12 protein-coding genes are annotated in these 13711 nt (G+C 75.7%); 9 read left to right on the forward strand and 3 right to left on the reverse strand.

Annotated features, from left to right (window positions below; all coding sequences use genetic code 11):
- Positions 1-679: 679 nt before the first annotated feature.
- Complete coding sequence (locus tag KIK08_RS32360) at positions 680-2083, reverse strand: NAD(P)H-quinone dehydrogenase (RefSeq protein ID WP_214407119.1); 1404 nt, start codon at positions 2081-2083, stop codon at positions 680-682.
- A gap of 74 nt (positions 2084-2157) precedes the next feature.
- Here KIK08_RS32360 and KIK08_RS32365 point away from each other — a divergent pair, with 74 nt between their 5' ends.
- The gene (locus KIK08_RS32365; protein WP_214407120.1) at positions 2158-2607 is read left to right on the forward strand and encodes a gamma-glutamylcyclotransferase family protein; all 450 of its coding nucleotides are present in this window, start codon (positions 2158-2160) and stop codon (positions 2605-2607) included.
- A 118-nt stretch (positions 2608-2725) separates the two neighbouring features.
- On the opposite strand, the gene KIK08_RS32370 is transcribed toward KIK08_RS32365, so the two are convergent.
- A complete protein-coding gene (locus KIK08_RS32370) occupies positions 2726-3967 on the reverse strand; it encodes a M20 family metallopeptidase (RefSeq protein ID WP_214407121.1) in 1242 nt (413 codons plus the stop codon).
- Between the two features lie 344 nt (positions 3968-4311).
- On the opposite strand from KIK08_RS32370, the gene KIK08_RS32375 reads away from it, so the two are divergent.
- The 4 genes from KIK08_RS32375 to KIK08_RS32390 are packed head-to-tail and all read left to right on the forward strand — an operon-like array spanning position 4312 to position 9193.
- Complete coding sequence (locus KIK08_RS32375; RefSeq protein WP_308258030.1) at positions 4312-6048, forward strand: serine/threonine-protein kinase; 1737 nt, start codon at positions 4312-4314, stop codon at positions 6046-6048.
- Between the two features lie 49 nt (positions 6049-6097).
- A complete protein-coding gene (locus KIK08_RS32380) occupies positions 6098-6928 on the forward strand; it encodes a purine-nucleoside phosphorylase (RefSeq protein ID WP_214407122.1) in 831 nt (276 codons plus the stop codon).
- Positions 6925-8550: a phospho-sugar mutase gene (locus KIK08_RS32385; protein WP_214407123.1), complete on the forward strand. Its 1626-nt coding sequence runs from the start codon at positions 6925-6927 to the stop codon at positions 8548-8550. Before KIK08_RS32380 ends, KIK08_RS32385 begins: the two co-directional genes overlap by 4 nt.
- Positions 8551-8593: 43 nt before the next feature.
- Positions 8594-9193 (forward strand): TetR/AcrR family transcriptional regulator, encoded by a 600-nt coding sequence (locus KIK08_RS32390; protein WP_214407124.1) that lies wholly within the window; start codon positions 8594-8596, stop codon positions 9191-9193.
- A gap of 121 nt (positions 9194-9314) precedes the next feature.
- Here KIK08_RS32390 and upp read toward each other — a convergent pair whose 3' ends face one another.
- On the reverse strand, positions 9315-9938 hold the full coding sequence (gene upp, locus KIK08_RS32395) for a uracil phosphoribosyltransferase (protein WP_214407125.1): 624 nt from the start codon (positions 9936-9938) through the stop codon (positions 9315-9317).
- Between the two features lie 568 nt (positions 9939-10506).
- Between upp and KIK08_RS32400 the strand changes: the two genes are divergently transcribed.
- The 4 genes from KIK08_RS32400 to KIK08_RS32415 all read left to right on the forward strand — a co-directional run.
- Positions 10507-10743, forward strand: a complete 237-nt coding sequence (locus tag KIK08_RS32400; RefSeq protein WP_214407126.1) for a hypothetical protein — start codon at positions 10507-10509, stop codon at positions 10741-10743.
- Positions 10744-10915: 172 nt separating this feature from the next.
- Positions 10916-11497 (forward strand): NADPH-dependent FMN reductase, encoded by a 582-nt coding sequence (locus KIK08_RS32405; protein WP_214407127.1) that lies wholly within the window; start codon positions 10916-10918, stop codon positions 11495-11497.
- A 46-nt stretch (positions 11498-11543) separates the two neighbouring features.
- Positions 11544-12905 (forward strand): MFS transporter, encoded by a 1362-nt coding sequence (locus KIK08_RS32410; protein ID WP_214407128.1) that lies wholly within the window; start codon positions 11544-11546, stop codon positions 12903-12905.
- Positions 12902-13711, forward strand: an 810-nt coding sequence (locus tag KIK08_RS32415; protein WP_214407129.1) for an AAA family ATPase, incomplete at its 3' end; no start/stop codon positions are given. The genes KIK08_RS32410 and KIK08_RS32415, both read left to right, overlap by 4 nt.

The following is a 13711-nucleotide window of genomic DNA, read 5'->3' on the forward strand; positions in this document are numbered from 1 at the left end:
CGCAGCGCTGGCGGGGGCCGTCGCAGCGCTGGCTGAGTTGTCGCAGCGCGCCGGCGGGTTGCGAGCCCACACCCGGTGCTGCGAGGACGCCGGTTGGGGTGGTCGCGCAGCGCTGGTGGGGGATCGCAGCGCTGGGGTGGTCGCGCAGCGCTGGTGGGGGATCGCAGCGCTGGGGTGGTCGCGCAGCGCTGGCGGGGGCCGTCGCAGCGCTGGCTGAGTTGTCGCAGCGCGCCGGCGGGTTGCGAGCCCACACCCGGTGCTGCGAGGACGCCGGTTGGGGTGGTCGCGCAGCGCTGGTGGGGCCTCGCAGGGCTGGCGTGGCCTCGCAGCGCTGGCGTGGCCTCGCAGCGCTGGCGTGGCCTCGCAGCGCTGGCTGGGTTGTCGCAGCGCGCCGGCGGGTTGCGAGCACGCGCCCGGCGCTGCGAGCCCACGCTGCTGCTGCGAGGACGGCCGGCGAGGCGGCGTGCAGCGCGGCGAGCCGAGCCGGGCTCGGCCCCGGTGGGCGCGCGCAGCGCCCACACCCCTCCCAAGGTGCTCCCCTGCCGTCGCGTCGGCCCGCACGGCGCACCCAAGAACCCCGCGCCGGCGCGAAACGAGCGCAACCACCCCGTCGAGAACGACGTTGTCGTGATCAACAGGGCCTGTTGATCACGACAAGTTCGTTCTCGACGGAAGGGGGTTAGTCAAGGTCGCCGTGGCGCATCAGTTGGCGGGCGGCCTCGGTGATCGAGCCCGACAGCGACGGGTAGACCGAGAACGTGTGGGCCAGGTCGGCGACGCTGAGGCCGTTCTGCACCGCCATCGCGATCGGCAGGATCAGCTCGCTGGCCACCGGGGCCACCACCACCCCGCCGATCACCACACCGGTGGCCGGGCGGCAGAACAGCTTCACGAAGCCGCGGCGCAGGCCCTGCATCTTGGCCCGCGGGTTGGTGGACAGCGGCAGCATGATCGTCCGGGCGGGCACCTCGCCGGCGTCGATCGCCTTCTGGCTGATGCCGACGGTGGCGATCTCGGGGCGGGTGAACACGGCCGCGGCGACGGTCTTGAGCTTGATCGGCGCGACGCCTTCGCCGAGGGCGTGCCACATGGCGATGCGGCCCTGCATCGCGGCGACCGAGGCCAGCATCAGCACGCCGGTGCAGTCGCCTGCGGCGTAGACGCCGGGGACGCTCGTGCGGGAGACGCGGTCGACCGGGATGAAGCCGCCGCGCCCGACCTCGACGCCGATCTTGTCCAGGCCGAGGTCGCCGGTGTTGGGCACCGAGCCGACCGTCATCAGCGCGTGCGAGCCGGTGACGGTGCGGCCGTCGGCGAGGGTGACCACGACGCCGTCGCCCTCGCGGTGGACGGAGTCGGCCCTGGCCTGGGCGAGGATCTCGACGCCGCGGTCGGCGAACACGTCCTGCAGGACGGCGGAGGCGTCGGCGTCCTCGCCGGGCAGCACCCGGTCGCGGCTGGAGACCAGGGTGACCCGGGCGCCCATCTCCACGTACGCGGAGACGAACTCGGCGCCGGTGACCCCGGACCCGATCACCACCAGGTGCTCGGGCAGTTCGGGCAGGTCGTAGAGCTGGCGCCAGTTCAGGATGCGCTCGCCGTCGGGGCGGGCGTCGTCGAGGACGCGCGGGGTGGCGCCGGTGGCGATCAGGACGACGTCGGCGGGCAGCGCCTCGTGGGCGCCGTCGGCGGTCTCGGCGTGCACCGTGTGCACCGCGCCCGGCAGCGGCTCGCCGCCGAACGACGCGGTGCCCCGGATGATCCGCACGCCCTCGCGCTCCACGCGCGCCCGCACGTCGGCGGACTGGGCCAGGGCGAGCGCCTTGACCCGCTGGTTGACCGTCGGCAGGTCGACGGCGACCGCCTGGCGGTCGGCGACCAGCCCGAGCTCGGGGGCCCGGTGCAGGTCGACCCGGATGCCGGCCGATGAGATGAACGTCTTGGACGGCACGCAGTCGTCCAGGACGCAGGCCCCGCCCATGCCGTCGCGCTCGACGACGGTGACGTCGCTGCCGTGCTGGGCCGCCACCAGCGCGGCCTCGTAACCGGCCGGTCCACCGCCCATGATCACGATTCGCGCCACCCGACGCACGCCTCCTCAGGCCGTCCTACTTCCCCGATCACGGTACGCGGAGGCGCTCGCATTACGCTGTCCCGGTGCCCCTCTACGCCGCCTACGGGTCGAACATGGACCCCGCGCAGATGAAGGAGCGCGCTCCGCACTCCCCGATGACCGGCACCGGGTGGCTCATGGGCTGGCGGTTGACCTTCGGCGGGGAGGACTACGCCTGGGAGGGCGCGCTCTCCACGATCGTCGAGGAGCCCGGCTCCCAGGTCTTCGTCGTCCTCTACGACGTGTCCGACCTGGACGCCGCCCAGCTCGACCGCTGGGAGGGTGGTGAGCTGGGGCTGCACAAGAAGCTCCGGCTGCGCGTGCACACCCTCGACGGCGACGCGCTGGCCTGGGTGTACGTGCTGGACGCCTACGAGGGCGGCCTGCCGTCGGCGCGCTACCTCGGGGTGATCGCCGACGCCGCCGAGCAGGCCGGCGCCCCCGACGACTACGTCTCGGCGCTGCGCACCCGCCCCAGCAGCAAGTCGGTCTGACCGCCCGCTGCGGCGGGCGCCCGTCGAGCTGTGCGCGGCTTTGGCCGCCGGGAAGGCCCTGCTCCCGGGCCGTGAGTGGGTGTCGCGGTCCTGACCGCGACACCCGCTCACGAGCCCGCTACGGGGTCGTCAGGGCGGCGAGCGCGGCCTGGGTCAGCACCCGGACGCCGAACGGCAGCGCCCGCTCGTCCAGGTCGAACGTCGGCTGGTGGATGTCGCGCATCGGACCGTGCCCGGGCCACACGCCCAGCCGGGCCATGGCGCCCGGGACGTGCTCCAGGTACCAGGCGAAGTCCTCGCCGCCGCTGGACTGCTCGGTGCTGGTGGCCGCGTCCGGGCCCAGGATGGTGATGGCCGAGTCGGCCAGGATCCCGGCGCTGACGGCCTCGTTGACCACCGGCGGGACGCCGCGGACGTGCTCGAGCTCGTAGCTGACGCCGGTGGGCGCCAGCAGCTGCTCGACCAACATCCGGATCTTGCCCTCCAGCTCGCCCCAGGTGGCGTGGTCGGCGGTGCGCAGGGTGCCGCGCAGGACGCCGTACTGCGGGATGGCGTTGGCCGCCTCGCCCGCCTGCACCGCGCCCCAGACGAGCACGGTGCCCGAGCGCGGGTCGACCTGGCGGGTGAGCATCAGCGGCAGCTGCGTGATCAGCAGGCCGAGTGCCTCGACCAGGTCGGCGGTCAGGTGCGGGCGGGCGGTGTGCCCGCCCGGCGACTTGAGCCGGACCTCCAGCAGGTCGCAGGCCGAGGTGATCGGGCCCACCCGGGTGCCGACCTTGCCGACGGCCAGCCGCGGGTCGCAGTGCAGCGCGAAGATGCGCTGCACGCCCTCCATGGCGCCGTCGGCGACCATGTCGAGCGCGCCGCCGGGCTGGACCTCCTCGGCGGGCTGGAAGATCAGCCGGACGCGGCCGGGCAGCGCGGGCGCTGACGCCAGCGCGAGGCCGGCGCCGAGCACGATGGCGGTGTGCGCGTCGTGCCCGCAGGCGTGCATGACGCCGTCCACGGTGGACGCGAACGGCAGATCGGTGTCCTCGGCGAGGGGCAGCGCGTCGAGGTCGGCGCGCAGGGCCACGCAGCGGTCGCCGTAGCCGATGTCACACACCAGGCCGGTGCCCGAGGGGAGCGTGCGCGGCTCGAGCCCGACGGCCATCAGGCGACCGGCCACCAGCTCGGTCGTGCGGCGCTCCTGCCGACCCAGTTCCGGGTTGGCGTGCAGTGACCGGCGGGTCGCGACGACCTCGCCGGTGTTGGCCGCCAGCCAGGCGTCCAACCAGGCCGGACCACTGCCGGCGCCGAGATCGGCGACGGTCGGTCCGCTGGGTTCCACGAGGTCGGTGTGCGCATCCAGCAGAGTCACCGGACCTCACCGACCTCGGTGGGCGACGGCGGCGCCGTCGCAGCTTCGTCGTGCATCGGCCAATGGTGCTCACCCGCTCGGCGGTGTACCAACCCAAATCGAGGTCCACAGCGGATTCCTCGGCGAGGGGTTGCGGATCTGCTGCGGGCGGGCGGACCCTCGGGGGCGAACGGTCCCGCCCACTCGCGCCGAGCGGGCGTCCGCGCCGCTCGTCGCACCAACCGGCTTGCCATCGTCCCGGGTACCCCGTACGGCGGCGCCGAACGCGACCAGCTCGCACCCGGTCGGGGGCGTTCATGGGGGGTGGCGACGCTCGGTGAACGGGCGCTGGTGAGAATAGGGGGGTGTCCAGCCTGAGGGACGGCCAGCAGCGCCTCATCGGTGGCCGCTACCGGGTGGCAGGGCTGCTCGGCAGCGGCGCCATGGGCACGGTGTGGTCCGGATTCGACGACGTGCTCCAGCGCCGGGTGGCGATCAAGGAGCTCAAGATCCCGGCCGGCGTGCCGACGCACGAGGCCGTGGAGGCCCGCGAGCGCATCATGCGCGAGGCGCGGGCGTTGGGTGGGCTCTCCCATCCCAACATCATCACCGTGTTCGACGTGGTCGAGGTCGACGGTGACCCGATGGTGGTGCTGGAGCTCGTCCAGTCCCGCAACCTGGCGACCATGATCGGCGAGCAGGGCGCGCTCTCGCCCGCCCAGGCCGCCGTCGTCGGCTACGCCACCGCGGGCGGGCTGCGGGCCGCGCACCGGGCCGGCATCACCCACCGCGACGTCAAGCCGGGCAACGTGCTGGTCGCCGACGACGGCCGGGTCAAGCTCACCGACTTCGGCATCGCCCGCAACGTCGCCGACGCCCCGATGACCAGCGTCGGGCTGGTGCTGGGCTCGCCGGCCTACATCGCGCCCGAGGTGGCCGCGGGCCAGGCCGTCACGCCGGCCGCCGACCTGTGGGGCCTGGGCGCGACGCTGTTCGCCGCCGTCGAGGGCCGCCCGCCCTACGACGTGCACGGCGACCCGGTCTCCACGATCACCGAGGTCGTCGACGGCGACGTGCCGCGCGTGCGCAGCATCGGGCCGGTCGCCGACGTCATCACCCTGTTGATGGTCAAGGACCCGGACGCCCGGATCACCCTGGAGGAGGTCCGCTCCCGGCTGCGCCCGCTGATCGACGACCCGGACGACCCGGTCTACCCCGGCTCGCCGGACGCGCCGACGATGGCCGCGCTGGCCATCGGCGGGCTGCCGAACCAGGGCCCGTCGCCGGGGCGCGCGCAGGCCAGCACCCAGATGCGGCGGCAGGCCGCACCGCGCGCGGAGACCCCCACCTACAACGGCGGGCGCGCGGAGTTCACCGGGGCCGCGGCCGCGCTGCTGCCGCCCGCCCCCACCGGCGCCCAGGCGAGGGTGTCGTCGTCGCCCCCGCCGCTGGCGCCCAACCCCGGCCCGCTGCCGGGCGCTCTCGCGCGGGTGTCGGCGACGTCGTCGTCCCGGCCGACCGACCTCGTCGAGCCGGTGCCGCGGCGCTCGTCGTCGCGGCAGCGGGCGAACGAGACCCGGACGACGTGGATGTTGATCGCGGCGGGTGCGGTCGCCGTGCTGATCGGCGCATTCCTGGGGTGGAGCATCACCCGGACGGTGGGCGGCCAGTCGTTGTGGACCACGCTGAACGTCACCAGCGCCGGCGTCGCGATGAGCACCCACAACGACCCGCTCGTCGGCTACACCGTGCAGGTGCCGCGCGGCTGGGAGGCCGACCCGACCGGCCGCGAGCCGGGCACGCCGACCGCGTCGTTCGTCAGCCCGGACCACTCCGAGGAGTTGGCCATCGAACGGGTCGCCACCGAGCAGGAGGCGCTGACCAGGCGCGACTCCGAGCCCTCCCCGGTCACCGACCGCGGCGACGGCAGCCGGGAGCTGACCTTCACCAACGACGAGCGCGCCTCCTGGCGGCGGGTGGTGCCGACGGCGTCGGGCGAGTTCTGGATCATCACGCTGACCGTGCCGACCGACACCGCGGGCGAGCGGTCCGCGGAGCTGTTCGACAAGCTCTCCTCCGGCTTCGTCGCCACGACCGGCTGACCAGGTCCGCGTCACGCCGACGGCGGAAGGGGTGTCCTACGCTCCGCCCATGAGCACGGACCCGAACCCCGCCGCCGAACCCGAGGTCGTCCCGGACTCCGCGGCCGCCGCCGCGCGGGCACTGGCCGCCGCGACGGGCGCGGCGACGCACGACGTCGCCGTCGTCCTCGGTTCCGGTTGGCGCCCGGCGGCCGACCTCATCGGCGAGCCCGCGCACGAGGTCGCCGTGGCCGACCTGCCCGGCTTCGTCCCGCCGTCGGTGCAGGGCCACGGCGGCACCGTCCGCTCGGTCGCGGTGGCCGGGAGCCGGGTGCTGGTGCTGCTCGGGCGCACCCACCTCTACGAGGGCCACGGCACCGACGCCGTGGTGCACGGCGTGCGCACGGCGGCGGCCGCGGGCTGCCGCACGATCGTGCTGACCAACGCCGCCGGCGGCATCCGGGAGGGCATGCGGGTCGGCGAGCCGGTGCTGATCAGCGACCACCTCAACCTGCTCGCCAGGTCCCCGCTCGTCGGGCCGCGGTTCACCGACCTGACCGACCTGTACTCGCCGCGGCTGCGCGCACTGGCCCGCGAGATCGACCCCGGGCTCGCCGAGGGCGTCTACGCCGGGCTGCCCGGCCCGCACTTCGAGACGCCCGCCGAGATCCGCATGCTGCGGGGGCTGGGCGCCGACCTGGTGGGCATGTCGACGGTGCTGGAGGCCATCGAGGCCAGGGCGCTCGGCCTCGAGGTGTTCGGCCTGTCCCTGGTCACGAACCTGGCCGCCGGGATGACCGGGCAGCCGCTGGACCACGAGGAGGTGCTGGCGGCGGGTCGGGCGTCGGCCGGGCGGATGGGTGAGCTGCTGCGCGAGCTGATCGCCCGGGTCGGGTCGTGAGCCAGGGGACCTCGGTGCGCGGGGCCGCGCTGCGCTGGGTCGCCGACGACCCCGACCCCGCCACCCGGGACGAGCTCACCCGGCTCGTCACGGCCGCGGTCGCCGACTCGGCGGCCGCCGTCGAGCTGGCCGACCGGATGTCCGGCCCGCTGCGGTTCGGCACCGCCGGGCTGCGCGGGCCGGTGCGGGCCGGGCCGGCCGGGATGAACGTGGCCGTCGTCCGGCGGACCACGGCCGGGCTGGCCGCCTGGCTCACCGGGCGCGGCGAGCGCGGCACCGTCGTGGTCGGCCGCGACGCGCGGCGCGGCTCGACCGAGTTCGCCGAGGCGGCGGCCGGGGTGCTGGCCGGGGCGGGCTTCGCGGTGCGGGTGCTGCCCGGCCCGCTGCCCACCCCCGTGCTGGCGTTCGCCGTGCGGGAGCTGGGGGCCGTCGCCGGGGTGCAGATCACCGCGTCGCACAACCCGCCGGCCGACAACGGCTACAAGGTCTACCTCGCCGACGGCGCCCAGCTCGCGCCGCCGTCGGACACCGAGATCGAGGCCGCCATCGCCGCGGCCCCCGGGGCGGCGGCGATCCCGGTCGGCGGCGACGTCCGGACCGTCGACGTCACCGATCGGTACCTGGAGCGGGTGGCCCGCCTCCCCCGCGGCGCGGCGCGCGGGCTGCGGGTGGCGCTGACCCCGCTGCACGGCGTCGGCGGCGCGACGGCCGTCGAGGCGCTGCGCCGCGCCGGATTCGACGACGTGCACGTCGTCGCCTCGCAGGCCGAGCCCGACCCCGCGTTCCCGACCGTCGGCTTCCCGAACCCCGAGGAGCCCGGCGCCACCGACGCGCTGCTCGCGCTGGCCGCCGAGGCGGGCGCCGACCTCGCCGTCGCGCTCGACCCCGACGCCGACCGCTGTGCGCTGGCCGTCCCGACCGCGGCCGGGCGCTGGCGGATGCTCACCGGCGACGAGACCGGCGTCCTGCTCGGCGACCACCTGCTGCGCGCGGGCGGGTACACCGATCCGCTGGTGGCGACCACCGTCGTCTCCGGGGAGATGCTGCGCGCCGTGGCCGAGGCGCACGGCGCCCGCTACGCCGAGACGCTCACCGGGTTCAAGTGGATCGTGCGGGGCGGGCCCGGCCTCGTGTACGGCTACGAGGAGGCGCTCGGCTACTGCGTCGACCCCGACACCGTCCGCGACAAGGACGGCATCGCCGCCGCCGTGCTCGCGTGCGACCTCGCCGCGGGGCTCGCCGCCGACGGCCGCACGATCGACGACCGCCTCGACGAGCTCGCCCGCGCCCACGGCGTGCACCGCACGGAGGGCGTCTCCGTGCGGCTCGCCCCGGCCGCCCGCGACGCCGCCGTCGCACGGCTGCGCGATCACCCCCCGTCCGGCTGGGAGGTCGCGTTCCCCGCGCCCGACGTGCTGGTGCTGCGCCGCGAGCGCGAGCGGCTGGTCGTGCGACCCTCCGGCACCGAGCCGAAGCTCAAGGCGTACCTGCAGGTCGTCGAGCCCGTGGTCGACGACAACCTGGCCTCCGCCCGGGTCCGGGCGGCCGACCGGCTCGGCGAGCTGCGCGCCACCGTCTCCGCGCTGCTCGACCCCGGTCGTGCGGGGGCGGCGGACCTGTAGCACTGTCTCCCGCACGACCCGCGCGAAGGAGGAGCCGGCCACCATGCCCCGCCCCCGCGTGCACGACGAGGCACTGCGCACCAAGCTGCTCACCCAGGCCCGCGCCACCCTGTCCACCCACGGCGCCCCCGCGCTGAGCCTGCGCACGCTCGCCGCCGGGTGCGGCACGTCGACGACCGCCGTCTACTCGCTCTTCGGCGGCAAGCGCGGCCTGCTGACCGCCCTGTTCGACGACGCCTTCGCCCGGCTGGGCCAGCACCTCGCCGCCGTCCGCCCCGGAGCCGACAGCGTCGAGGACCTCGTCCGGCTGGCCTCCGCCTACCGCGAGGGCGCGCTCGCCGACCCGCACCTGTTCGCGGTGATGTTCGAGGGCGCCACCGTGCTCCCGGCCGCGGCCGAGGCCCGCACGGCCACCGGGACGGCGCTCGGGCCGCTGCGGGAGTTCGTCGGGCGGGCCGTGGAGCAGCGGGCGCTGCGCGCCGACACCGACCCCGTCGCGGCGTCGGTGACGCTGTGGGCGACGGTGCACGGCTGGGTCGCCCTGCAGCTGCGGGGGTTCCTGCCGCCCGGGGCGGACGGGCTGTTCGAGAAGGCGCTGCGGGCCGTCGTCGACGCCTGGCGCCCCGCCGCCCCCCAGCCCTGACCCCCCCACCCCCGGGAGTTCAGGAAAGCCACGATGCTGCCCTCTGAGGGCAGCATCGTGGCTTTCCTGAACTCGGGCGGGGTGGGGAGGGGTGTGGATGGGAGGGGAGTGGTGGGCGGAGTCAGACGGCGCCGAACTGGCGGTCGCCGGCGTCGCCGAGGCCGGGGACGATGTAGGCCGAGTCGTTGAGCCGCTCGTCCACGCTGGCCGTCACCACCCGCACCGGCAGGCCGGAGTCGCGCAGGTGCGCGATGCCCTCGGGGGCCGCCAGCACGCAGATCGCCGTCACGTCGGTGGCGCCGCGCTCGGTCAGCAGGCCGATGGCGTGGGCCATGGAGCCGCCGGTGGCCAGCATCGGGTCGAGCACGAATACCGGCCGGCCGGCCAGCGACTCGGGCAGCGACTCCATGTACGGCTTGGGCTGGTGGCTCTCCTCGTCGCGGGCGATCCCGACGAAACCCATCTGCGCCTCGGGCATCAGGCCGAACGCGGCGTCGGCCATGCCCAGCCCGGCCCGCAGCACCGGGACCAGCAGCGGCGGGTTGGCCAGCCGGTAGCCGGTCGTGCGGGCGACCGGGGTGTGCAGCGGCCCGGTCGCCACCGGGGCGTCGCGGGTGGCCTCGTAGATCAGCATGAGGGTGAGATCGTCGAGGGCGGCGCGGAAGGCAGCGTTGTCGGTGCGGGCGTCGCGCATCGTCGACAGCCGGGCCTTGGCGAGGGGATGGTCGACGACCAGGACGTCCATGCCCGGGAGGCTAGTACCCACCCCGCCCACCCACCCCCGTCCCGCGTGGTCGTACGCCGTGCGGCGCCGGCCCCGGTGTGCGGGCCCGGCGTACGAGCCGGCGTGCGAGTCGGCTGCGGCAAACGGTCGAACAACCATTGGGTGACGGCTGGAGGGGCCCGCGCGCCCCGCTCGGCGTCGTACGGGCGGGCTCGCGGTCGCCCCGGTGAGCCGCGGGGACGCACATCGCGCGGCCGTACGACAGCCCGTCGATCGGGATCGATTCACCGTGCGGATCGCCCCGACGAGCGCCTCGCCAGCGGGGCGGTGTCGGAGGCGGTCCCCGCGAGGGACTCGACGGGCGCTCCCGCGGCAGCCGGGAAGGCACCGCGGGCGCCGTTGCTACGCGGAGTGCCAGCGGCGGCACGCTGCAGAACCGCGGCCACCGGATCATGTGCCGACCGTCCGGTCGTCGGCACCGCTCGTGATCAACGGACAGATTCACCTGGCCCGAACGGGTGGTCTGGCCGCCAGATTGTCACGCCGAGCAGCCTCCCAGCGCTGTACTAGGAGAACAGGAGGTGACCCAGTGCCGGATTCCACGAGCTCCGGTGACGCGACCCTGGTCGCGGCCGCCGAGAAACTCACTCAGTGCGACGGTTACGTCGTGCTCGCCGTCGACCCCCAGACCGGGGAGGTCGACGCCCACGGCCCGTTCGACGGGCTGACGGCAACGATCAAGGCCGATCGCTTGCGGCACGACTTCGACCGCGGCGGTCTCGAAGACGTGACGGTCGGCGTCGTGCGGCTGCACCACTCCGCCTGACCGACCACCCGCTCGCTCCCCCCAAGAACCACGGTACTGCCGCCTCCGCGGAACCGGTGCGGGCCGGGGGCGGGGCGTGCCGCGCCCGGCCCGCCCCCGGCAACAGGCGGAGTACCGCGCCCAGCGACCTCCCTAGCGTCGTCCGCGTCCGCGACGACCCGGAGGAGACCGCATGGACGAGAACCCGCTCCGCGTGATGGTGATCATCGGCAGCACCCGCGACGGCCGGTTCGGACCGACCGTCGCCGAGTGGTTCGTCGGTGAGGTGGCCGTCCGCACCGACATGGACGTCGACGTCCTCGACCTCGCCGCGGCCGGTCTGCCCGACCGGCTCACCGCCTTCGGCACCGCGCCGCCGGACCCGGTGGCGGCCGTGACGCCCCGCATCGCCGCGGCCGACGCGTTCGTCGTGGTCACCCCCGAGTACAACCACAGCTTCCCGGCCCCGCTGAAGACCGTGATCGACTGGCACGGGCCGCAGTGGCGGGCCAAGCCCGTCGCCTTCGTCTCCTACGGCGGGATGTCCGGCGGGCTGCGCGCGGTCGAGCACCTGCGCGCGGTCTTCGCCGAGACGCACTCGGTCACCGTGCGCGACACGGTCAGCTTCCACGGCGCGTGGGAGCGCTTCGGGCCCGACCGGCGGCCGCTGGACCCCGAGGGCTGCCGGGTGGCCGCCAAGACCATGCTCGACCAGCTGGCGTGGTGGGGCGGCGCCCTGCGCACCGCCCGCGCCACCCGCCCGTACGCGGCGTGAAGCCGGCCTTGACCTCAAGCTGGCTTCAGCTCTTAGCGTCCAGGGCATGGATGTGACCGCCACGGAACCGACCCAGCAGCGCACCAGGTGGGCGCCCGTCGTCGCCCTCGGCCTGGCCATGTTCGTGGTCACCGCGGAGATGACGATCACCGCCGTGACGCTGCCCGGCATGGCGCTCGACCTGGGCATCGCCCCGGCCACCACGGCCTGGGTGCTGCTCGGCTACGCGCTGCCGATGGCGGCGGTCTCCATCCCGGCCGGCCGCTGGGCCGACGGCGCGAGCGCCCGGGCGGCGCTGGTGGCCGCGATGGTGGGCGTCGGGGTGGCGAGCGTGCTGACCGCGGTCGCGCCGGCGTTCTGGATGGTGATCGTCGGCCGGCTGCTGCAGGGGCTGGCCGCGTCGCTGGTGGTGGCGGTGTACATGCCGATCGTCATGGTCAGCGTGCGGCCGGAGCAGCGCGGGCGGGCCATCGGCTTCATCATCACGATCATGACCGTGGGCGGGGTCATCGGGGCGCCGCTCGGCGGGCTCGTCGCCGGGGCGTTCGACTGGCGCGGCGTGTTCCTGATGAAGCTGCCGCTGCTCGCCGTGGTGGCCTGGGTCGCCCTGCGCACCCTCCCCAGCGACGCGCGCGGCCTGCCCCGGCCCGGTCGGAGCCTGCTGGGCGAGTCGGTGCTGCTCGGCGGCGCGGTGTGCGCGCTCATGCTGGCCGTCGACCTCGTCGACGACGTGCCGCCGGCCGCCGGCGGGCTGGTCGTCGTCGCCGTGGCGGCCGCGTGGGGCTGGACGCGGCTGCGCGGCTCGGCGCCGGTCGTCGCGATGATCCGCGGACGGGCGTTCGGCCCGGTGCTGGTGGCGCTGCTGGCGGCCAGCTTCACGATCGGCCTGGTCGCGTTCCTGCTGCCGTTCTACGTCTCCGACGTCCTGCGCGGCAGCCCGGCGGTCACCGGCACCGTGCTGCTGTTCTTCGCCGGAGCCGTCGCCCCCGTCTCGCCGCTGGCCGGCGCGCTCTCCGACCGCTTCGGCACGCGCGTGGTGGCGGTGCTGGGCAGCCTCGTCAGCGTCGTCGGGTTGGCCCTGATGCTCACCGTGGGCCCGGACGCGGGCCCCGTCGGGCTGGCGTGGCGGCTCGCGGTGCTCGGCGTCGGCGCCGGGCTGTTCAACCCGGCGATCAACGCCGCCACCCTCGCCGCGGCGCCCGCGGGGCTGGAGGGCACCGCCGGGGGCATCGCGATGACCGCCAGGACGCTGGCGACCAGCGTCGCGCCGGGCGTGGTCGCGCTGTGCTGGACGCTGGCCGGCGGCGGCCTCGCCGGCTTCCGCACGGGGGTACTGGTGCTCGGGGCGGTGACGCTGGTCGGGCTGGCCGCGCTGCTGGTGCCCGCCGGGCGCCGGGTCGCGGCATGACGCTGCTGGCGGTGGGGTCCGGGCCGGCGTTGGCGGGTCGCTCGGCGGAGGTCGCCACCGTGCTGGGGCTGCTGGACTCCGCCCGCTCCGGGACGGGCGCCGCGCTGGTGCTGACGGGGGAGGCCGGCATCGGGAAGTCGGCGCTGCTGGCCGAGGCGGGCGCCGCGGCGGCCGGTATGCGGGTGCTTTCCGGGACCGGGGTGCAGGCCGAGGCCGAGCTCCCGTTCGCCGGGCTGCAACTGCTGCTGCGCGGGGTGGGCGACGCCGAGACCGCGGCGCTGGCCCCGGCGCAGGCCGACGCCCTGCGCGCGGCGCTGGGTCGGGGCGCCCCCGGGCAGCCGCCCGCCGACCGCCACCTGGTGGGGCTGGCGCTGCTCACGCTGCTGGCCGAACTGGCGGAGCGGCGACCGGTGCTCTGCCTCGTCGACGACGTGCACTGGTTCGACCGCGCCACCGTCGAGGTGCTGGCGTTCGTCGCGCGCCGGCTGGCCGCCGAGTCGGTGGCGATGCTGTTCGCGGCCCGCGACGACGGCGGCTTCCGCGCCTCCGGCCTGCCGGAGCTGGCCCTGCGCCGGCTCGACGACGACGCCGCCCGCGCGGTGCTGGGCGAGCACGCGGGCGACCTGCCCGGCCACGTCCGCGACCTGCTGCTGCGGGAGGCGGCCGGCAACCCGCTGGCCCTGGTCGAGCTGGCCGCGGCGCACCGGGCCGGGCGGCTGGCCGAGTACCCGTTCGGCCCGCCGGACGGGTTCGGGGGCGTCCCGCCGGGCGGCGGGCGCGTGGAGGCCGAGTTCGCGGCCCGGGTG

The organism is Pseudonocardia lacus (assembly GCF_018531445.1).
In the GTDB taxonomy this organism is placed as follows: Bacteria; Actinomycetota; Actinomycetes; order Mycobacteriales; family Pseudonocardiaceae; genus Pseudonocardia; species Pseudonocardia lacus.

Coding starts and splice junctions, on each gene's coding strand:
- KIK08_RS32410 (WP_214407128.1), top strand. CDS start 11,544: ATGGATGTGACCGCCACGGAACCGACCCAGCAGCGCACCAGGTGGGCG.
- upp (WP_214407125.1), bottom strand. CDS start 9,938: ATGGACGTCCTGGTCGTCGACCATCCCCTCGCCAAGGCCCGGCTGTCG.
- KIK08_RS32390 (WP_214407124.1), top strand. CDS start 8,594: ATGCCCCGCCCCCGCGTGCACGACGAGGCACTGCGCACCAAGCTGCTC.
- KIK08_RS32405 (WP_214407127.1), top strand. CDS start 10,916: ATGGACGAGAACCCGCTCCGCGTGATGGTGATCATCGGCAGCACCCGC.
- KIK08_RS32380 (WP_214407122.1), top strand. CDS start 6,098: ATGAGCACGGACCCGAACCCCGCCGCCGAACCCGAGGTCGTCCCGGAC.